Origin of the sequence: Marinobacter sp. R17 (assembly GCF_003789045.1) — a bacterium.
Taxonomy (GTDB): domain Bacteria; phylum Pseudomonadota; class Gammaproteobacteria; order Pseudomonadales; family Oleiphilaceae; genus Marinobacter_A; species Marinobacter_A mangrovi.
This window is the reverse complement of sequence record NZ_RHGZ01000007.1, coordinates 81,315-102,064: the sequence shown is the minus strand read 5'-3', so window position 1 is coordinate 102,064 and position 20,750 is coordinate 81,315. Positions and strand designations below refer to the sequence as shown.

Genomic DNA, 20,750 nt, shown 5'->3' with positions numbered 1-20,750 from the left:
ACTACAGGGCCTTCTGCAGAATATCCGTCACGTTGTCGATGCCTGAACTCAGGCGGTCACGCGCTGAGCGGCGACCTTTCGCCACATACAATGGCAGCATTTCCCCGTAAAGACTCGTACTGATGGTGCGCTGGTCGTCTTCCAGGCGATCGCGACGCAACCGGATGCCGTACGGCGCCAGCTTGGATTCCAATTGGTCGGCCCGGGCCAGCAGATCACGGCGCGTCATCTGATAGGCATGCTCGCAAACCATCCGCCGCGACTGGAAGCTGAAGACGTTGGAGAAGAAGAGTTTGGCGTCGTCCCGGGTCGGTTCAAACAGCAGGATATCCTTGTCCGGATAATCCCGACCGTACTGGGCAATGCCCGACTGCATCCGCGAATAGACCATGGTGCGGTAGGTCTGGGCCAACACGTTGGGCATGCCCGCCTGGGTCAACGCACCCGGCGTCATGGAACCGGCCCTTACGGCGGCGCTGGCGTCGATCGGCACTTGGGGATTGACCGCGAGCACCAGATCCGCGCCGTCCTCAAACGCCACCGAAGCGTGCAGCCCCTTGCGCAGGGTGCCATCCACGTAATAACGACCATCGATCTGCACCGGCACGTAGAGCCCCGGAGAGGCCGTACTGGCCTGGATCGCCCGTGAAATCGGAACGTGATCGAAGCCGGGCGCCCCGAAACAGACCGCTTCCGTGCTCTCGACATCCGCCGCCACGATATAGAGACTGCGCCGTAATTGGCGGAAATCGTTGGTTCGGCCCAGCATGCTGAAGGTTCGGGCCAGATAATCGTTCAGCCCTTCGTTGTCGAACAACCCGGATGGTGCCGCCTGAGCCAGGATGGTCAACGCTTCCAGGAAGCTCTGGTCGTAGGGATTGTTGACGAAGCGGCCCATGGCGCTGGCCAGGAGCCCTGGCACCGCCATCAGGCGGCGCCCGATCTCGCGGAACGCCGGCCGGTAGAAGACTTCCGGGTGAAACGGATGCACTTCCGCTTCGTTCTTGACGAAGATCCGGCACAGCTGGGCGGTCGTCATCTGATTGGCCAAATTGGCGGCCACAAACGAGCCGGCGTTCACCCCGACATACACATCAAGGTCGTTGAAATCGATGCCGTCCAGCGCCTCGTCCAGCGCCCGCATGGCTCCGATCTCATAGATTCCCCCCAATGGGCCACCACCACCGAGGGCGAGGCCGATGCGGGGTTTGTCCTTAATGTCCGTCTTGTTTACAGCCATGTTTGCTCTTGCCTGACGCAGCGCCATTCAGGCGCCGCGATCGTCAATGTCCGCGCCAATTCCGCGGGGTGCGATGCCATCCAATAGATGCCTTGGACGTTAGCACCCGAATCTAGAATAAACACACTATAACGGCAGACCGCTCGCGATCGGCCGCCGCAAGTCAGCTACTGGCCGAGCGACCCGGGCGCAGATAGCGGCCGAACCCCGCGCTCCGGAGCGCCAGATCCACACAGCTGCGGATGACATGGGGCGAATCCAGATCCAGTACATCGTCCAGCAGCTTGCGGGCCCACATCGAATCGATACTGCGGATCACGGATTTGACCTTTGGCAGGTTGGCCGCATTCATGGACAACGCGTCGTAACCCATGGCCATCAGCAGCACCGCACCGCCGGGGTCTCCCGCCAGTTCGCCACAAATGCTGACGGGCGTACCGACGGCGTGGGCATCGTCAACAATCTTGACCAACGCATGCAGGACCGCCGGATGGAACGAATGATACAGGGACGCCACCCGCGGGTTGTTGCGATCCACCGCCAGCAGGTACTGGGTCAGGTCGTTGGAACCCACGGACAGGAAATCGACCCGGTTGGACAGCTCGCGAATCTGGTAAACCGCCGCCGGAATCTCGATCATCACCCCCACCTTGGGCATGTGAATGTCGTAGCCTTCCTCACGGACCTCGTGGTAGACCCGATAAATCAGGTGCAGTGACTCCTCGACTTCGGACACGTTACTGATCATCGGCAGCATGATGCGCAGGTTGTTGAGCCCTTCGCTGGCCTTGAGCATCGCCCGCACCTGCACCAGGAAAATTTCCGGATGGTCCAGGGTGACGCGGATCCCCCGCCAGCCCAGGAACGGGTTTTCCTCGCTGATCGGGAAATAAGTCAGCGCCTTGTCGCCGCCGATGTCCAGCGTGCGCATGGTGACGTCGTTGGGGGCGAAGGCTTCCAGCTGTTCGCGGTAATACTCCCGCTGCTCCTGTTCCGACGGGAAGCGCTCGTTGATCATGAACGGCACTTCGGTGCGGTACAGGCCAATGCCTTCCGCCCCGTGGCTCAGTGAGCGCACCACATCGGTCATCAGACCGGTATTGACCAGCAGTGAGACGCGTACGCCATCGGTGGTTACACAGGGCTTGTCACGCAGCTCTTCGAGGCCGCGGAACAGCGCCGCTTCCTCTTCACAGATTTCCTGGTAGAACGAGCGCAGGTCCGCGGACGGCGAGGCGTAGATTTGCCCCTCGAAGCCGTCCACGATCAATTCCCGGCCGTCCAGCTGATTAACGGGCATATCGATCATGCCCATCACGGTCGGCACTCCCATCGCCCGGGCCAGGATCGCCACGTGGGAGTTGCTGGAGCCACGCACCGAAACCAGGCCCACCAGCTGGCCCCGGGGCACTTCGCCCAGCATGGCCGGTGTCAGCTCATCGCTGACCAGCACGGTCTTCTCGGGGTAGTTCAGTGCCTGGTGATCGCCCTCCTGCAGGTGCGACAGCAGTCGGCGCCCCAGGTCCCGGATGTCCACCGCCCGTTCACGCAGGTACAGGTCACCCATCATTTCAAAGTGCCGCACGTACTGCTGCACGACCTGCTTGAGGGCACCCTGGGCCCACTGGCCGTCGGCAATACGGTTCATGACCTCGGCCGGCAGCGCGTTGTCGTCCAGCATGCGCAGATAGACTTCAAACAGGGCCTGTTCTTCCGGTCGCAGCTGCGGCGCCAGCCGTTCCGCGACCAGTTGTATGCCCTCTCGCACCGCGCCAACCGCCTGCAGGAACAGCTCCCGCTCAGCGTCCGGATCGTCAACGGCCTTGTCCGGCACCGCGTCCAGATCCGCCGGTGGATACACCACCACGCCCTGACCAATTGCCACGCCAGGAGCACCAGCCACGCCCTTGAAGCTGATGTCATGCGCTTCCTGACCGGTCAGGGACAGACCGCTGATGGCCCCGGTGGCTTCACTATGGGCGATGACCCCCGCCAACTGGGCAGAAATCGTCACCAGAAAGGCCTCTTCGCCCTCGTCGAAGCAACGCGAACTTTCCCGCTGCTGGACGACAAGCACCCCCAGCACCCGGCGATGGTGAATGATGGGAACCCCGAGAAACGAGCGGAAACGCTCCTCACCGGTCTCCGGGAAATAGCGGTAACGGGGATGGGCAGTGGCGTCTTCCAGATTGATGGGCTCCTCCCGGGAACCCACCAGGCCGATCAGGCCCTCGGAATGCGCCATGCTGACCCGACCGACGGCCTCCTTATAAAGACCCTCGGTGGCCATAAGGATGTAGCGATTGGAGTCAGGATCCAGCAGGTAGACGGAACAGACTTCGGTTCCCATGGCACGCTGCACACCGGAGACAATGATTTCCAGGGCTTCCTGCAAGTCCCGGGCACCATTGACTTCCTGAACGATACTTCGCAGCGTGCTCAACATAGACCGTTAATCCATCCTGTCCGAGAACGGCGGCGATCCCTGCCACCGCTCCATATTGTGGAATAATCGCGGGGCCAGCTCGCGCAGGGCCCGCCGGTAAACCTCCCGCTTGAACGACACCACCTGCCCCAGCGGATACCAGTAGCTGACCCATTGCCAGCCGTCGAATTCCGGAGAATCCGTCCTGTCGACGCAGACACTGGCGTCGGGAGATAACAACCTCAGCAGGAACCATTTCTGTTTTTGCCCGATGCATACCGGGTGCGAATGATGACGAACCATTCGCCGGGGCAGACGATACCTCAGCCAGCCGCGGGTACAGCTGATGATTTCCACATCCCGCTGCCCCAGCCCGACTTCTTCGCCCAGCTCGCGATAGAGTGCTTCCTCAGGGGATTCATTGTTGTCGATCCCCCCCTGGGGAAACTGCCATGCGTCCTGTCCGATGCGTCTTGCCCAGAGAACTTCTCCCCGATCATTGGCCAGAATGATTCCGACGTTGGGTCTGAAACCGTCGGAGTCGATCACCGTTATATACCTATCTGAATTTTTCAGCAGCGGCCCTACTCTCAGGCTGACCGGATCGGATGACGTCTCGAGCTATCCGCCGTCGCCGTATTGAAGATAAAGGCCCGCAATTTGCCTAAGTTGCCTTCATTCTTGCAGAAAGCGTACCGGCGGGCAAACTGCGCCTGTTGCCCTGCAACATGCTAGAATTCAGCCCCTTTCAGAACGTCTCCGGGCGAACTGGCAGGCCACTCCGAACACTGTGATTTGAGGGGACACTCAGCTTGACGCTTGCGATCTTTGATCTGGACAACACACTCATCAACGGTGACAGCGACCACGCCTGGGGCGACTTTCTCGTCTCGGAAGGCATTGTCGATGCCGCGGAATACGAGGCAGCCAACAATCGCTTCTACCAGGATTACCTGAACGGCGATCTGGACATCTACCGCTACCTGTCGTTTGCCCTCGAGCCCCTGACCCGACACGAACCGGACGTCCTGCACCAGCTGCGCCAACGTTTCGTCGAGGAACGGGTGCGCCCGATGCTGCTGGAAAAGGCCTTCAAACTGCTGGAGCAACACCGGCGCCAGGGACACTACCTGCTGATCATCACCGCGACCAACCGCTTCGTCACCCAGCCGATCGCCGACCTGCTGGGCGTGGACGATCTGATCGCCACGGAGCCGGAATGGCAGGATGGCCGCTATACCGGGCAGGTTGCCGGAGTCCCCAGCTTCCAGGCCGGCAAAGTCACCCGCCTCAGCGCTTGGCTGGAGCAGCACAAACGCACCGCCGGTGATGCCTGGTTCTACAGCGATTCGCACAACGACGTGCCGTTGCTGGAACAGGTGGCCCATCCGGTCGTTGTCGACCCGGACCCGAAACTGGCAGATCTCGCCCGGGAGCGGGACTGGCCCATTATTACCCTCAGGGATTGAACGGTATGGCAAGGATGGCAAACCGCGGGCTCGTTGTTTTGCTCGGTGCCGGCATGCTGATCGCCGGCTGCTCCGACAAGACGCCCGCCGACAAGGACGCTGCAAAAAACGAAGCGGCGGCGCCGGCCGCCCGAATCCCCCAGCCGCTGCAGGACGGCGTCGAGCAAACGACCACCTCCGCCTGCAAGGCGGCAGACACCCTGAATAACGCCATTACCGGGTTTCTCGACGCGCCGAACGACGACAACCTGGAAACCGCCCGGCAAGCCTGGCGCGAGGCCCACAGCGATTACCGCCAGCTGGCCTTTCTTCACGCGCTGGCCGGACAGTCCATGCCCCAGCAGCATAACGACCGGGATCCGATCGACGCCCATCCCCTGCTTCCCGGCTATCTGGACCAGGTGCCCGGCTACCCCCACAGTGGACTCACCTACTCGGAGGTTCCACTGACGCCGGATTACCTGCGCAAGGAACACCAGTCCACGGACTTCTATTACCTGACCCTGGGTTTCCATCCGCTGGAAAGCCTGCTCTGGCCGGCCGGCACGGACGGCATTGACGAGACGATCCAGCGTTACCGGCTGCCGAAAACGACGCCGGAGGAAACGGTCAATGCGCCCGAGCGACGCCACGACCTGCTACGCCTGATCGCCAATGTGCTGGACCGGGACGTCAAGACCCTGTGCAATGCGCAAAACACGGCGTATCTCGTGACCGGCCTGGCGGCGTTCGACAACCACCCCGGCCGCGCGGCTGCGGCGCTCGACAAGCGCTTGGGTGCCACGATTGGCCAGCCACTTACCGCCTGGAGTCAGTCACCCGACGGCGAAGACCATAACGGCATGCCGGTGGCCCACAGCCCTGAAGCGGCGACGGATTTCCGCGAATTGGCCGCGCTTGTGCGCCACCTGTCTGCGAAGTGGACCGATGTCCTGCTGGACGGGACGGATGCAGTGAGCACGCTCAATCAGCAAATGCAGGCTTTAGCGACGCAACTGGAGGCGATCGATATGACCCTGGCACCGATTCATACCGATGCCCTGGAAGCAGCGCAGCAGGCCCTGGCTCAGGTCCGCGAGACGCTGGCCAGGATCAGCCTGAAGGCGCCGGTAGCCTCAGAGGAAGCCGGTGAGTGAGCGGACGAAGCAGCTCTTGATGTAGTCGGTTTCCGGGATGCCCGGAATCACCGGGTGATCCGGGGCCTGATGCCCCTGCTCCAGCAGTTGCACGAAACGATCGATGCGCCGGCCACTGCCGCGGATGATGTCCACCAGACGATCCGTGGACAGGTGCATGGAGCAGGAAGCCGAGACTAACAGACCGTCTCGCTCCAATAGCCGCAACCCGAGTTGGTTGAGCCGCGCATAGGCCTGCTCCCCGGCTTTCTGGTCACGCCGGCGTGGGATCAGGGCCGGCGGGTCCAGCACCACGATGTCGTACTTTTCTTTCTGGTCGCACAGGTCCTTGAGCACGGCGAAGGCATCGCCTTCCAGCGTGTCCACGTTGTCGAGCCCGTTCAGCCGGGCGTTCTCGCCGACGCTCTCCAGGGCCTGCGCGGAGCTGTCGACGCAGGTGACCTGACCCGCACCGGCCGCCGCGGCCTGAATGCCCCAGCCCCCGATATAACTGAACACATCGAGCACCCGCTTGCCCGGCGCATAGGCCTGCAGGCGCCGGCGATTCATGCGGTGATCGTAGAACCAGCCGGTTTTCTGGCCGGTCGCCAGCGGCGCCCTGAACAGCACGCCGTTTTCCTCCACGGCCAGGTGTTCCGGCAAGTCGCCCAGCGCGGCGGACACATAGCTGTCCAGCCCTTCCACCTCACGCATCTTGCCGTCGTTCTTGAAGACGATGGAACGCGGGTGCACCAGCTTCTGGATCACACGCACCAGGGATTCGCTCAGCGTCTCCATTCCCGCGGTGGATATCTGGACCACCACGACATCGTCAAAACGATCGATCACCAGTCCGGACAACCCATCGGCATCCCCAAACACCCAGCGGTAGAAGGGACGCTCGAAGAGGCGTTCGCGCAGGTGCAGCGCCGTTTCCAGCCGCTCGCTGAGACGCTGCGGCGTCATGCCCTGCTCCGGGTTGCGACTGATCAGTCGCCCGCAGATCAAGGCATGGGGGTTCACGAACAGCGTCCCCAGGGGCTTGCCATTGGCGGCTATCAGAGTCGCCTGATCACCGGGCTGAAACGCGGTCAGCGGCGAACGCTTGGTATCGACCTCATTGCTGTATATCCAGAGGTGTCCGGCGCGAATACGCCGCTCTGCGCCCTTGCGCAGAAAAAGCTGGGAGAACATAGGCAGACCACAACCAAAGATGGGAAAGTGGCGGAATTATACGGAGGCAGGCTGCCCGGGGACAGTCGGGATTTCCCCGGGCAGTCATTCAGAGGAGGTTACTCGGTATCGGCAACCAGGTCGGCGTAGGCGTCGGCCTCCATCAGGCCATCCAGCTCACCGCTGTCGCTCAGGCGCACCTTGAACAACCAGCCTTCGCCATAGGGGTCTTCATTGAGCTTTTCCGGCTCCTCTTCGAGGCTTTCGTTCACCTCGATCACCTCGCCGCTGACCGGGCTGAAGACGTCGGAGGCGGATTTGACCGATTCGGCCACACCGGCTTCCTCGCCGCCGTTGACGGTGGCGCCCACTTCCGGCAGCTCGACGAAAACCACGTCACCGAGCTGGTCCTGGGCGAAGTCGGTGATCCCGACCGTCGCGGTGCCGTCACCGGCCACACGAACCCACTGATGCGTTTCGATGTACTTCAGGTCCGTAGGGATCTGACTCATGATGGAATGTCCTTGTTTGCATTTTTCCGGGAGTTTACCGCAATTGCGGGCCGGCACTGAATAGCCGTCGCGTCAGACCGCCGCCATGCCGAGGAACGCCAGCGCAGCTGGCAGGACCCGCGGGAAATCCTGGAAACGGTGATCGCCGCCTGGCTGCAACCACGTGGGCGCACCAACGTAGCGGGCGACCGCTTCGCGGAAATCCAGGGTCTCATCGGCCGTCTGCAGCATCACCATGAAGTGCTCGGGGTTCACCAGTGGTCCCGGGTCCATGGCCTGCAACTGGTGCATGTGCGCCTCCGTCACTTCGAAGCGCTCGCCGGTGTACAGGTTTTCCTGCACGCCCAGGTAGGGCCGCAGCAAATTGTAGGGCGCCACCGCCGGGTTGATCAGGACCGCCCGCAAACCGTGGCGGGCCGCTACAACGGTGGCGTAGTAGCCGCCGAGTGAGCTTCCCATCAGACCGCAGGGGCGATCGCCGGCTTCCGCCACCGCCTGCTCGACATGGGCCACCGCCTCGTCCGGCGAAAAGCCAAGCTCGGGCACCACCAGTTCCACGGGCAGGCCGCTGTCGGCCAGCCATTCTCTCAGTTCGGTGACTTTCTGGGATTGGGGCGAACTTCTGAATCCATGCAGATAAATCAGGCGGGGTTGTTCGGGCATAGCGATCAATAACCGTGGCTGTTGAGGTCCACAGTGTACGCGTAATCCTCCGCGCGACGCACGTGCGAGGCCAGCGAGCCATCGGGGTACAGCGCCAGCCAGCGGTAACCGGGGGCCTTGTCGTCCAGGGAGAAATCCGTCGAACCGGGCGCAAACTGGATGCAGGTCGACGGTGTTGCCATCAGGCGCAGGCCGTCACGATCGTCATCCCAGGCCTGGTGGATGTGGCCCCAGAGCAATCCGCGCACCTGTGGCTGCCCGGCCAAGACGCGGTAGAGGGCGTCGCGGTTGACCAGCCCGATATCGGCCATCCAGCTGCAATCGATGTCCACTGGATGATGATGGAAGGTTACGAGGGTGGGCGTGTCCGGGTATTCGGCGAGACAATCGCGCAGGAAATCCAGCTCGCTGTCCGCCAGTTGCCCGTGTACCTGCCCGGGGACCGAAGAGTCGAGGCAGATCACCTGCCAACCGCCCGCCAGCACCCGGCGTTCGTCGGCTCCGGTCCCCGCGATGACCTTGCGCATGGCTGCGGCATCGTCGTGGTTTCCGGGAAACCAGATCACCGGACATGTGAAACCGGACATGAGCCGCTGGAACAGCCGGTAAGCGGCCTCGGAACCGTCCTGTGAGATATCCCCACTGGCCAGCACCAGATCCGGGGCGCCGTCTTCGGCCTCCGCCGCCAGCGCCAGTACCGCTTCAAGGCTTTCCCGGGTATTCATGCCCAACAGTACGCCGTCGGGATCCGCCATGAGGTGGGGATCGGTGATCTGCAGGATCCGCAGCGGAGCGGACGATGGCTTGTCAGACAGAACAGGGGAAGGCATGAATGGGCCGCGACTCCAGGATGAATGATATCCATTAACAACGGTATTGACCGAGATACTAGCGGATAGTTTGCACAATTTCCTGAAGGACTGTCACATTCGACGTCGCCGCCGCATCAACGGCCGGCGGTTCAGTCGGTCAAAGGCCAGGCAATGCGGTCGGCGGGCACATGGCCAAAACGCAGGCAGAAATCCAGCCAGTCCGCCAGGAAGGCGTTGACCTGGGTTTTCTCGTCCGGGTGGTGCATGAACCGGTTGGGGTAGTCGTTAATCGCTTCAATGCGGTTGTAACGGTAGCAGCTGATCACTTCCGCCATGCCGGCGTCGTGGTAGACGCGGACGGTCAGGTGCGGATCGTTGAGCCAGCGCCCGGCGTTGTGGATCTGTTCCAACAGCAGCGTTTCGGTGAATCGGGACTGCTGCAATTGCTCAATGCGGACCCGGCCGAAGTAGGCGTCACCGTCGCGCAATTCGAACTCCGCCACGTCGGGCTGCGACTCCGCCAGCAGGCGCAGCCTCCGGATCCGGCCATAGTTCCCCTCACACAGCGCGCCGAAGCGCCGGAGGTCGGGCACATAGGCTTTCTTGCGCCGCAGGGGCATTTCCGCGTTCTCAGACATCAGGACCACTCTTGCTTCAATCTCTGCCGCTGCATGGCCAGCCACTGCAGGGCGATAATGGCGGCGGCGTTATTGATCCGCCCATCCGCTATCATACGCAAAGCCTCATCCGCCGCCATTACATGCGCACGAATATCTTCATGCTCTGCCTCAATTCCGTACAGCCCGCCTGCGCCGGACGCGTCCACCTGACCACAGAACAGCGACACCATCTCGGTGGTGCCACCCGGCGACACCAGGTAGTGGCAGATTTTCTCCAGTCGTTTGAAAGTCAGCCCGGCTTCTTCCTCCGCTTCCCGGTTGGCCACGTCTTCCGGTGTTTCACCGGGCTCGTCCATGCCGGCCACCAGTTCCAGCAGCCAGGGCGACTGGTTCCGCCCCAGGGCACCGGGGCGGAACTGTTCCAACAATACGACTTCGTCGCGAACCGGATCATAGGGCAACACACAGGTGGCGTCCCCACGCTGAAAAATCTCCCGATCGAAGGCTTCGGTGTAACCACCGCCAAAGCGGGCGTGGCGCAGGCGCAACCGCTCCATGCCGAAGAAGCCCTTGAACAGGGTTTCCCGGCTTTCGATTTCGACGTCTTCAGCACCGAACTGGAACGGAGCAACCTTTTGCTCTGACATGAATCACCTGTTTGGGAGAGTGAAGCCGAACAATAGAAGGCCGGCGCCCGGATTGGCAAGTCCCCTGGCAGGCGACAGGCCCTGCCCGACCGGACAGGGCCCAGGGTGGCGCCGTCAGACCTTGTTGTAGATCTTCGCGCCGCCGTCCACGAATTGCCGGGACTTGTCCCGCATGCCCTGTTCGATGGCATCCCGGGTTTCCAGTCCCTGCTCTTTCGCGTAGTCACGCACTTCCTGGGTGATCTTCATGGAACAGAACTTGGGCCCGCACATGGAGCAGAAGTGCGCCACCTTGGCCGAATCCTTGGGCAGGGTTTCGTCGTGATAGGCGCGCGCCGTGTCCGGGTCGAAGCCGAGGTTGAACTGGTCTTCCCAGCGGAACTCGAACCGGGCCCGGGACAGAGCATCGTCCCGCACCTGCGCCCCCGGATGCCCCTTGGCCAGATCGGCGGCGTGGGCGGCGATCTTGTAGGTGATGATGCCGGTCTTCACATCGTCCTTGTTGGGCAGCCCCAGGTGTTCCTTGGGCGTCACGTAACACAACATGGCGCAGCCGTACCAGCCGATCATGGCGGCGCCGATGCCGGAGGTGATATGGTCGTACCCCGGCGCAATGTCGGTCACCAGCGGGCCCAGGGTGTAGAACGGGGCTTCGTCGCAGCAATCGAGCTGCTTGTCCATGTTTTCCTTGATCAGGTGCATGGGGACGTGTCCAGGCCCCTCGATCATCACCTGGACGTCGTGCTTCCAGGCGATTTTGGTCAACTCGCCCAGGGTCTCCAGCTCGCCGAACTGGGACTCGTCGTTGGCGTCAGCGATGCAGCCGGGCCGCAGTCCGTCACCCAGACTGAAGGAGACATCGTAGGCCTTCATGATCTCGCAGATCTCTTCGAAATGCGTATACAGGAAACTTTCCTGATGATGCGCCAGGCACCACTTGGCCATGATCGAGCCGCCTCGGGACACAATGCCGGTGACCCGTTTCGCCGTCAGCGGGACGTGGTGCAACCGCACACCGGCGTGGATGGTGAAGTAGTCGATGCCCTGCTCCGCCTGCTCAATCAGGGTGTCGCGGAAGATCTCCCAGGTCAGGTCTTCGGCCACGCCGTTCACTTTTTCCAGTGCCTGATAAATCGGCACGGTGCCGATCGGGACGGGCGAGTTGCGGATGATCCACTCGCGGGTTTCGTGGATGTTCTTGCCGGTGGACAGATCCATCACGGTATCGGCGCCCCAGCGGATGCCCCAGGTGAGCTTCTCCACCTCTTCCTCGATCGACGAACTGACCGCCGAATTCCCGATGTTGCCGTTGATCTTCACCAGGAAGTTGCGGCCGATGATCATCGGCTCCAGCTCCGGGTGGTTGATGTTAGCGGGAATGATCGCGCGACCGCGGGCGATTTCCTCCCGCACAAATTCCGGAGTGATCTCGGCCGGCATGGCCGCCCCGTGGGACTGTCCCGGATGCTGGCTGTCGAGCCAGCCCTTGGCCCGGGCTTCCTGCAGTTTCATGTTCTCGCGGATGGCGACGAATTCCATCTCCGGCGTGATGATGCCCCGGCGGGCATAGTGCATCTGGCTGACGTTACGGCCCGGCTTCGCCCGCAACGGCTTGCGCCGCTCTTCAAACCGCAGCACGTCCAGCGTCGGATCTTTCAGACGCCGCAAGGTGTACTGGGAGGAATAGCCCGACAAGGTTTCCGTGTCGTCACGCTCGTCGATCCACGACTGGCGAACCGGCGCCAGACCCTGCCTCAGATCAATTAGGGCCTGCGGATCGGTGTAGGGCCCGGAGGTGTCGTAAACCACCAGCGGCTCGTTGGCGTGCCTTCCGCTGTCGGTCACGCTGTCACTCAGACTGATTTCCCGCATCGGCACCCGCAGGTCCGGGCGACTTCCGGTTACGTAGATTTTACGGGAACAGGGCAGCGGCTGAACCGCAGCCTCATCAACGGCGGCGGCATCCTTCAGGAATTCGATGCTCTCGGTAGTCATCATGGCGTCCCTCTTGTCGGGGCCGATCCGGTGGATCGACGGCAAAGTGTCCTGGGTGGACGGGGCGCGTTTGACGAGGAAGGATCCGGGCACAACACAGGCGTAAAGCCTGGATTGCACTGGACAGCTTGTCTTAGATTCCTACGCCGGTATTAACCGGATCAGGTTCGCGGGTTTTGCCCTGGGCAATCTCAGCCGGTTTTACCGGCACCCCGTCAAGACGCATTTGAGTGATCAACCCAAGGGCTTACAAACCGCACCGAACAGTGCGTGCAGGCCCTTAAAGGTGATTTCCGCAAGTGTAGAGATCAGATGGATTTTTGTCCATAATGAGGACCGCTTCCTTGAGCCTCCCGACTTCTGTCCAGCCCGACCCGCAGGGTTCGCGGCCCCACACTCAGGGACGAGGCTCGCCCCAACAATGCGTAGGCAGGAGAATCCATGAAGAAATCCGTGCTCACCGGCCTGGTCGGACTGCTGGTTGTCCAGCCGGCCATGGCAACCGACCTCATCGATGCTTATGAGAAGGCACTGGCCTATGATTCCGGCATTGCGTCCGCCCGGGCCTCCTACGAAGCCCAGCAGGCGAACGTCGATGTCACCCGAAGCCAGCTCCTGCCCAAGATCGATGCCTACGGTAACGCCCAGCACATCGACTCCGACGGCCCGCGGACCGACGATTCCTACAAGTCCTTTGGCTACGGGGTGGAACTGACCCAGCCGCTGTTCCGGGCCGAGAACTGGTTCAACTACGACGCCAGCCAGTTCCAGAGCGAAAGCGCCCGGGCCGATTACAGCCTGGCCCAGCAGCAGTTGATCCTGGACGTGGCCACCGCCTACTTCAACGTGCTGCGCGCCGAGGACAACCTGACCACGGTGCGCGCCGCTGAAGCGGCCTTCGCGCGCCAGTACGACCAGGCCCAGGAGCGCTTCGACGTGGGCCTGATCGCCATCACCGAAGTGTATGAATCCCGCGCCAGCTATGATGCCAGCAAGAGCGAGCGGATTTCCGCCGAAAGCGACCTGGATATCGCGCGCGAACAGCTCAGCCGACTGATCGGCGAAAACGCCGGTGACCTGGAAAACCTGCAGCAGGACTTCCCGCTCTCCCGCCCGCAACCAACCGACCCGGCCGCCTGGGAAAAAATCGCCCTGCAACAGAACTGGCGCGTGCAGTCAGCCGCCTACACGCTGCAGGCCAATCGGTCGCTGCTGGATGTGGCCAAAGCCGGGCACTATCCGACCCTCGATCTGAGCGCCAAATACGGCAACACCGAGTTGGACGGCGTTGGCCAGGTCTCGCCCAACCAGAGCACCGTCGATGGTACGACAACCGAAGGCGTGCTGGCCCTGCAACTGAACGTTCCGCTGTATGAAGGTAACGGCACCGAAGCCAGTATCCGTCAGCAGCGCGCGCAGCTGGAAGCCTCCGACCAGAATCTCAAGACGGTGCGCCGTGATGTCAGCGTGAATGCGCGCAGTTTCTACCGTACGGTCAACTCCAACATCGAGACGGTCAACTCCCAGGAGCAAAGCATCGTGTCCCGCCGCAGTGCGCTGGATGCGACCCGCGCCGGTTACGAGGTGGGCACACGCAACATCGTGGAAGTGCTGGATGCCGAGCGGAACTACTACGAGTCTCTGCGTGATTACGCCAACGCCCGCTACGACTACGTGGTGAACACGCTGAACCTGAAACTGGTGGCCGGCACCCTGAGCCCGCAGGATCTGGTGGATCTCAACCGCTGGCTGAGCAGTTCGGCGCCGAGCATCGGTGCCATCGCCAACGACACCAAGACCGTCGACCCGACCAAATCGCCCTAAACTGTGACTCGCTGGCGCTCTATGTCCGGGCGCCAGCATCCCCTACCCCAGCTTTTCGACGATCCCGTCCACCACGCGCTTCAACGCCCCGCGATTGGCATCGACGACGGCCAGCGCGTTGGTTCCCAGCTGTTGGCGATAATCTGAATCCGCGAAACCGCGGCCGAGCGCATCCGCCAGCTCACGTGAATCCTGAACACGGACCAGCCCCGCCCCGCTTTCCAGGCGCTCGTAGATGTCATCGAAATTGAACACATGAGGCCCGGTCACAACCGGCATGCCCCAGGCCGCCGGCTCCAGCGGATTGTGCCCGCCCCGCTCGATCAGCGAGCCACCGACGAAAGCCACATCCGCCGCGCCGTAGAGCATCATGAGCTCCCCCATGGTGTTGGCCAGATACACCTGGCAATCCGACGCATCGCCGCCCTCGGAGCGGCGCACCAAGCCCAGATTCCGCTGACGGACCAGAGCCGCTACGTCGTCGAATCGCTCCGGGTGTCGGGGCACCAGTACCAGCAGCGCGTCATGGGTGCCAGCCAGCACCTGCTGGTGCGCGTCCAGAATCTGCTCATCCTCACCTTCATGGGTGCTGGCAGCGATCCAGACCGGTCGCTCCCCGCCCAGCTGTGACCGCAGAGTCGCGGCCGCCTGCCGCAAGGCATCGGTGACCTCCACATCGAATTTGACGCTTCCGGTAATGGAGACCGAATCCGCTCTTGCGCCGGTTTCGACGAAACGCTGGGCGTCGCCGTCTGCCTGGGCGGCAATCCAGTCGATCTGCCGCAGGAGCTGTCGGCTGGCCCCAGGCAAGCGCTGGTAACTGCGGGCGGAGCGCTCGGAAAGCCGCGCATTGATCAGATAGACCGGCGTGCCGGCGGCGGCGGTCTGGTAGATCATGTTCGGCCAGAGTTCCGTTTCCATAATGACCAGGGCCTGTGGCCGGGCCCGCCGCAGGAAACGACGTACCGAGCCCGGCGTATCGTAGGGCGAATAGGCGTAGCGCACACGATCCCCGAACAGCGCGTTGGCGCGTGCCCGGCCCGTTGCCGTCATGGCGCTCATCAGGATGCTGGCATCGGGGCGTCGCTCAAGGAGGGCACGGACCAACGGAGCCGCCGCGATGGTCTCGCCCACCGACACCGCATGCACCCAGATCACCGGCTTCTCGCTGCGCGGGATCAGGCCGATACGATCTCGCCAGTGTGCCACCGCTTCCGGCGACGTCCGCCCCTGCCACCATAACCGGATCAGGACAAACGGCAGGATGAGACGAAAGAGGGTCGAATAGATGAAACGCAGCATCAGCACTCCAGTGCGGGATCAGAAGTTGCCGGGATTCTACCGAAATGCGCACCAGGTTGCGTCCCGGGCCTTCCTCCAGGTCTGAGCATAGTTCACATTCACAACCAAAGAGGCATCGGATCGTCGCCGAAAATGCCCCTGGCATCCGGGCTGGCCTTATCAACGCATCAATAGCTGATAAACTTGCCCTCAAACAGGGACGATTCCACCCCGAGATCTGGACGAACCGTGAGTCAATCGAAGTCAAAGAAACGCAAACGCGTCCGCGATACCAATTTCGCCCACTACCGACACCCTCGCTGGTGGCCGACCTGGATCACCATTGGCCTGATCTGGCTGCTGGCCCGTCTGCCCCTGGGCGTGCAGTGGCGCGTGGGCCGCCTGATCGGCGAACTGGCCTACCGGACCCTGTCCAGCCGGCGCCACATCTGCCGGGTGAACATCGACCTGTGCTTCCCGGAGTTGAGCGATGCCGAGCGGGAGGCGTTGGTCCGGAAAACCTTTCACTCCAACGGCATTGGCATCATGGAAATCAGCCTGGCCTGGTTCCGGGATCCGGAATCCCTACGCCACCTGACCCAGGTCCATGGCCTTGACTACGTGAACGATGCGCTGGAGAAAGGCAAAGGCATCCTGTTGCTCGGCGGTCACTACAGCACCCTCGACCTGGGCGGCAGCCTGGTGTCCCTCTTTATCGATGCCGACGTCATGCAGCGCGACCACAACAACCCGCTGATGAACGCCGTGATGACCCGCTCGCGGGAAAAACGGTATGGCGTCGCGCTGAACAGCAAGGATCTGCGGGGCCTGTTCAAGCGCCTGCGAGCCAATCGCATCGTCTGGTACGCGGCCGACCAGGACTACGGCCGCAAAGGCATCGTGTTCGCGCCGTTTTTCGGTGTGGAAGCCGCCAGCATCACTGCCACGGCCCGCATTGCCGAGCGCAGCGAGTGTGTCGTGATTCCCTTCAGCCACTTCCGGCGCGACAACGAGATCGGTTACGACATCTACTTCCATCCGCCACTGGAGGATTTTCCGTCCGGCGACGACGAAGTGGACGCCACCCGGGTGAACGCGACCATCGAACGCGAAGTGCGCAAACATCCGGATCAGTATCTGTGGATGCACCGACGCTTCAAAACGCGCCCGTCCCGGGACGATCCGGGGTTCTACCGCAGGAAGCGGCCATGACCGACGGCGTCGAGCCCCCGGTGGTCTGGCTGATCCACGACGACAAACCCGGTCACCGCAACCAGCTCCGGGGCCTGGCCAATCGTCTCAAGGCCCGCGCCGATGCGCGCTGTCACTGGCTCGACGCCGGCGCCTTGACGGTGCCGTCCTGGCGCGCCTTACTGGGCGTGGGACCGACCTTAGACGTCCCGGACAACCTGCGCCGACCGGCCCTGATCGTCGCGGCCGGTACCGGCACTCACCGATTGCTGTTGGCACTGCGCCGCACCCCGGGGGCATTGACCGCACTGCTCATGCGCCCGTCTTTCCCCCAGCGCTGGATCGACTGCCGGGTTATCCCGCAACACGATCACCCCACTCCGCTTCCCGATACCCTGATCACCACCGGCGTCCTGAACACCCTGACACCCATGGCGAAGTTGACCGAGCGAAAGCACGGCGCTGTTCTGATCGGCGGCCCATCCAGACATTATCGCTGGGACGACGAAACGATCCTGCGACAGCTCGATCAGTTGCTTCGGGAGTATCCCGACTGGCACTGGACGGTCACGTCCAGCCGGCGCACACCGGCCGAGCTGATCAGCGCCCTGCAGAAGCGCGAAAGTCCTCACGTCCGTTTTCGCGATCATCGGGACACCCACGATCAATGGCTGGCGCACACGCTGGCCGCCAGCCGCGCCGCCTGGATCACGCCCGACAGCGCCTCGATGGTGTACGAAAGCCTCACCGCCGGCATTCCCACGGGCCTGTTCAGTCTGCCCCCGGTTTCGGGAAGCCGGGTGGCGGATGGCGCGGAAGCGCTGCTGGAAAGTCGCCAGGTTCATACCCTGTCGGAGGCGTCATCGGTGATGGCCGCGACCGCGCCTGTTTCCCCGCCCCTGTGGGAAGCGGATCGTGCCGCCCAATGGCTGCTGGAACGTTGCCGGGGCGTCTCGTCATGAAGATTCTGCAGGTCCTTCCGGCGCTGAAGAGCGGCGGCGTTGAACGGGGCACCGTGGAGTTTGCCGCCGAACTGGTGAAGCGCGGGCACACCTCAACGGTGCTTTCCGCCGGTGGCCCTATGGTCGCGCCGCTTGAAGCCGCGGGCTCCCGACATATCACCCGGCCGATTCACCGCAAGTCCCTGACCACACTGGGGCAGGTACGGCCGGTCCGCCAACTCCTGCAATCGTTAAAACCCGATATGATCCACGTCCGGTCGCGCATGCCCGCCTGGGTGATCTACCTGGCCTGGAAGGGGCTCCCCGCCGAAGAACGCCCGGTGCTGGTCAGCACCTTTCACGGCATGTATTCGGTCAATCCCTACAGCGCCATCATGGCCAAGGCCGAACACCTGATCGCCGTGTCGGACTGCGTGCGCCGCTATGTTCTCGAGAACTACAGGGTGCCCGACGACCGGATCACGGTGATCCAGCGCGGCGTCGACACCCGTCAGTTCTGCGAGTCACCGCTGGATCCGGCATGGCGCACTCAATTGCTGGCGAACTACCCGCAACTGCGCGACCGCCGCATCCTGTTGATGCCGGGACGCCTGTCGCGCTGGAAAGGCCAACGGACGTTTCTCGAGGTGATCGCCCAATTGGTCCGGGAGGATGACAAGGTGCATGGCGTTATCGTCGGTGGGCTCGAAGGCGGCAAACAGCGCTACCAGGACGAACTGGATAAACGGATCGACGAGCTAGGGTTGCACGACCACATCACGTTTCTCGGCCAGCGCAGCGACATGCACGAGCTCTACCTGTTCGCGGATCTGGTGTGCCATCTGTCCACCAAGCCCGAACCCTTTGGACGTACTCTGACCGAGGCGTTGGCGTCGGGCACGCCGGTGGTTGCTTTCGAGCGTGGCGGTGCGGCGGAAACCCTGCGCGCCTGTTTCCCGGCCGGCCTGGTGGCCCCCGATGACACCCGCGCGTTTGTGCAAACCGCCCAAACCTTGTTGAGGCAGCCCGGACCGGCCATCGAGATTCCCGAGCGGTTTCACCTCGCCGCCCAAACCGAGGCCACCCTCTCAGTCTACCGCGAGCTATTGGCGCGCCACGGCAGGACCGTCACGTGAATGGGCCGCTGCGGATTGCGCTGATCCTGGCCACTCCGGGTACCACCTGGGGCGGCATGGAAACACACACCCTGGATTTGGCCCGCAGCCTGGCCCAGCGGGGCCACGAAGTCCATGTGCTGGCCGATGCCCGCTACCACGACCGCTTCATCCCGTTCGCCCATTTTCACCCAATACCCGTTCACTTCAGCCGCCGGCATCCCTGGCTGGGGCTGCGACTGCGACGGATTCTGGCGCGCCTGCAGCCGGACATCTGCCACGCCCAGGGCAACAAGGCGATCCAACTGCTGGCTGGCGTCAAACGGCGTCAGGAGAACCGCGAGGCCTGTTACGTCGGCACGGTCCATGGCACCAAGTCCGCCCACCGCGGGCTGGAACGTCTTGACGGCGTCATCGCCGTCAGCGACGAACTGGCCGCCGACCTGGTGCACTCGCGGGTTCGGGTCATCTTCAACGGCATTGATCCGCAACCGCTGCAGGAAGAGACAGGACTTCCCATTCCGGACGCCTCGCCTCTGGTTGTGGCCGCCGGGCGCCTGGAACCCGTCAAGGGCTTCAACCGACTGATCGGGGCCTGGTCCACCGTTCACAGCGGAAGTGCCCAACTGGTGATACTGGGTGAAGGTCGCGAGCGGCCCCGCCTGGAAGCGTTGATCCTCGATTCCGGCCAAACCGGCACCATTCACCTGCCGGGCTATGAATCCAACGTCGCCGGCTGGCTCGCCCGGGCCGACGCCTGCGTCATCAGTTCTGAGCGAGAGGGCTTCCCCTACATCATGGTCGAGGCCCTGTTGAATCGTTGCCCGGTGTTGGCCACGCCAGTCAGCGGGGTGGCGCATTTCCTACCCGGTAGCTGCATCGCCGCGTCAACGGCAACGGGAGATCTTGCCTCGCTGCTCCAGAAGAACCTGGCGAATGCTTCGACGCTGCAACGGTGCCAGCACGCCAGCTTCGAACTGGCCCGACAGACGCTCACGCTGGAGGCCATGACAGATAAGACGCTCGCCGTCTATGCGGAACTCACGCCGCAACACGTCGACGAATAACATCGAGCACCGCATCCGCCAGAATGCGATGGCCTTCATCGGTCAAATGGGTGCCATCGTTCATCAACGTGCGCTCTCGACCGACCCACAATGCGGCGTAGGCATCGGCATAGACGGCATTGTCCAGCCGCTCCGCCAGCTCGGCGAGCGCCCGGTTATAGCGCTGGATGCGGGGATTGCGGGGCTCATCCAGGTTGGGAGCCGTGCCAACGAGCACGAACTGAGTGGCCGGCGCCGACGTGATCACCGCACGCAGATGACTGAGATATTCCTCCAAAGGCACCTGTTCAACCGCACCCAACCGGTCCTGCAGGTGCCAGCGGCGAGCTCGCTTCTTGAGCGTCTTTACCCATTTGCGCGCCAATTTGCGCAGCGGGTTATCCGGGTAATAGAGCACGTAGGGCGCTCCCCGGAAGGTCAGCCAGGAATCCACCAGCCCGTACTGGATAAACGCGAACCGGTAATCCGAGGGCGGAAACGCTCGCGCATAGCGGCGCAGCTCCCGGGTGGTACTCATGGTGTGGCCACAGTTAACCAGCGGCAGCCCCAAGATATGGGCCACCCGATCAGGCCAGAGCTGACCGGTGAAACCGGCAATCCCCTCCGTGTTGCAGTCGCCGTACGCAATACAGCCTTTCACCACCATAAGGTCTCGCTCCC

At 62.7% G+C, this 20,750-nt stretch carries 19 protein-coding genes and 1 riboswitch; of the genes, 7 read left to right on the top strand and 12 right to left on the bottom strand.

The genetic code is table 11. The annotated features are described in order from the left end of the window. Position 1 precedes the first annotated feature (1 nt). The 3 genes from EB809_RS07365 to EB809_RS07355 all read right to left on the bottom strand — a co-directional run bounded on the left by EB809_RS07365 (position 2) and on the right by EB809_RS07355 (position 4,214). Complete coding sequence (locus EB809_RS07365) at positions 2–1,240, bottom strand: patatin-like phospholipase family protein (protein ID WP_123634164.1); 1,239 nt, start codon at positions 1,238–1,240, stop codon at positions 2–4. Positions 1,241–1,403: 163 nt separating this feature from the next. Next, positions 1,404–3,686, bottom strand: coding sequence for a phosphoenolpyruvate--protein phosphotransferase (gene ptsP / locus EB809_RS07360; protein ID WP_123634163.1), 2,283 nt, complete (start codon positions 3,684–3,686; stop codon positions 1,404–1,406). 6 nt (positions 3,687–3,692) lie between these two features. After that, entirely contained in the window at positions 3,693–4,214 is a 522-nt protein-coding gene (locus tag EB809_RS07355; protein WP_123634162.1) for an RNA pyrophosphohydrolase, read from the bottom strand. A 263-nt stretch (positions 4,215–4,477) separates the two neighbouring features. On the opposite strand from EB809_RS07355, the gene EB809_RS07350 reads away from it, so the two are divergent. Both EB809_RS07350 and EB809_RS07345 read left to right on the top strand, forming a co-directional pair. Continuing rightward, positions 4,478–5,134 (top strand): HAD family hydrolase, encoded by a 657-nt coding sequence (locus EB809_RS07350; protein WP_123634161.1) that lies wholly within the window; start codon positions 4,478–4,480, stop codon positions 5,132–5,134. 5 nt (positions 5,135–5,139) lie between these two features. Next, complete coding sequence (locus EB809_RS07345) at positions 5,140–6,270, top strand: imelysin family protein (protein WP_123634160.1); 1,131 nt, start codon at positions 5,140–5,142, stop codon at positions 6,268–6,270. Here EB809_RS07345 and EB809_RS07340 read toward each other — a convergent pair. From EB809_RS07340 to thiC, 7 genes are all read right to left on the bottom strand, one after another. Further along, on the bottom strand, positions 6,250–7,443 hold the full coding sequence (locus EB809_RS07340) for a class I SAM-dependent rRNA methyltransferase (RefSeq protein ID WP_123634159.1): 1,194 nt from the start codon (positions 7,441–7,443) through the stop codon (positions 6,250–6,252). The two genes, EB809_RS07345 and EB809_RS07340, sit on opposite strands and share 21 nt — an antisense overlap. Before the next feature lie 98 nt (positions 7,444–7,541). Next, positions 7,542–7,934, bottom strand: a complete 393-nt coding sequence (gene gcvH / locus EB809_RS07335) for a glycine cleavage system protein GcvH (RefSeq protein ID WP_123634158.1) — start codon at positions 7,932–7,934, stop codon at positions 7,542–7,544. 72 nt (positions 7,935–8,006) lie between these two features. Continuing rightward, positions 8,007–8,597, bottom strand: a complete 591-nt coding sequence (locus tag EB809_RS07330; protein WP_123634157.1) for a YqiA/YcfP family alpha/beta fold hydrolase — start codon at positions 8,595–8,597, stop codon at positions 8,007–8,009. A gap of 5 nt (positions 8,598–8,602) precedes the next feature. Continuing rightward, positions 8,603–9,427, bottom strand: coding sequence for a 3',5'-cyclic-AMP phosphodiesterase (gene cpdA, locus EB809_RS07325; protein WP_190294847.1), 825 nt, complete (start codon positions 9,425–9,427; stop codon positions 8,603–8,605). A 131-nt stretch (positions 9,428–9,558) separates the two neighbouring features. Further along, positions 9,559–10,047: a DUF1249 domain-containing protein gene (locus tag EB809_RS07320; protein ID WP_190294846.1), complete on the bottom strand. Its 489-nt coding sequence runs from the start codon at positions 10,045–10,047 to the stop codon at positions 9,559–9,561. Continuing rightward, positions 10,047–10,676, bottom strand: a complete 630-nt coding sequence (gene nudF, locus EB809_RS07315; protein WP_123634156.1) for an ADP-ribose diphosphatase — start codon at positions 10,674–10,676, stop codon at positions 10,047–10,049. The genes EB809_RS07320 and nudF overlap by 1 nt, the downstream gene beginning before the upstream one ends. Positions 10,677–10,790: 114 nt before the next feature. Continuing rightward, a complete protein-coding gene (thiC, locus tag EB809_RS07310) occupies positions 10,791–12,671 on the bottom strand; it encodes a phosphomethylpyrimidine synthase ThiC (protein WP_123634230.1) in 1,881 nt (626 codons plus the stop codon). Positions 12,672–12,791: 120 nt separating this feature from the next. After that, a riboswitch (TPP riboswitch) is annotated at positions 12,792–12,896 on the bottom strand. A 216-nt stretch (positions 12,897–13,112) separates the two neighbouring features. On the opposite strand from thiC, the gene EB809_RS07305 reads away from it, so the two are divergent. Then, positions 13,113–14,495 (top strand): TolC family outer membrane protein, encoded by a 1,383-nt coding sequence (locus EB809_RS07305; RefSeq protein ID WP_123634155.1) that lies wholly within the window; start codon positions 13,113–13,115, stop codon positions 14,493–14,495. Positions 14,496–14,537: 42 nt separating this feature from the next. Here EB809_RS07305 and waaA read toward each other — a convergent pair whose 3' ends face one another. Next, positions 14,538–15,797: a lipid IV(A) 3-deoxy-D-manno-octulosonic acid transferase gene (gene waaA, locus EB809_RS07300; RefSeq protein WP_123634154.1), complete on the bottom strand. Its 1,260-nt coding sequence runs from the start codon at positions 15,795–15,797 to the stop codon at positions 14,538–14,540. A 228-nt stretch (positions 15,798–16,025) separates the two neighbouring features. Here waaA and lpxL point away from each other — a divergent pair, with 228 nt between their 5' ends. The 4 genes from lpxL to EB809_RS07280 are packed head-to-tail and all read left to right on the top strand — an operon-like array spanning position 16,026 to position 20,090. Next, entirely contained in the window at positions 16,026–16,988 is a 963-nt protein-coding gene (lpxL, locus tag EB809_RS07295) for an LpxL/LpxP family Kdo(2)-lipid IV(A) lauroyl/palmitoleoyl acyltransferase (protein ID WP_123634153.1), read from the top strand. After that, a complete protein-coding gene (locus EB809_RS07290) occupies positions 16,985–17,929 on the top strand; it encodes a mitochondrial fission ELM1 family protein (RefSeq protein WP_123634152.1) in 945 nt (314 codons plus the stop codon). The genes lpxL and EB809_RS07290 overlap by 4 nt, the downstream gene beginning before the upstream one ends. Further along, positions 17,926–19,044 (top strand): glycosyltransferase family 4 protein, encoded by a 1,119-nt coding sequence (locus tag EB809_RS07285; protein WP_123634151.1) that lies wholly within the window; start codon positions 17,926–17,928, stop codon positions 19,042–19,044. Before EB809_RS07290 ends, EB809_RS07285 begins: the two co-directional genes overlap by 4 nt. Then, entirely contained in the window at positions 19,041–20,090 is a 1,050-nt protein-coding gene (locus EB809_RS07280) for a glycosyltransferase family 4 protein (RefSeq protein ID WP_123634150.1), read from the top strand. The genes EB809_RS07285 and EB809_RS07280 overlap by 4 nt, the downstream gene beginning before the upstream one ends. On the opposite strand, the gene EB809_RS07275 is transcribed toward EB809_RS07280, so the two are convergent. After that, positions 20,065–20,736, bottom strand: coding sequence for an SGNH/GDSL hydrolase family protein (locus EB809_RS07275; RefSeq protein WP_123634149.1), 672 nt, complete (start codon positions 20,734–20,736; stop codon positions 20,065–20,067). The two genes, EB809_RS07280 and EB809_RS07275, sit on opposite strands and share 26 nt — an antisense overlap. Between the last annotated feature and the right edge of the window lie 14 nt (positions 20,737–20,750).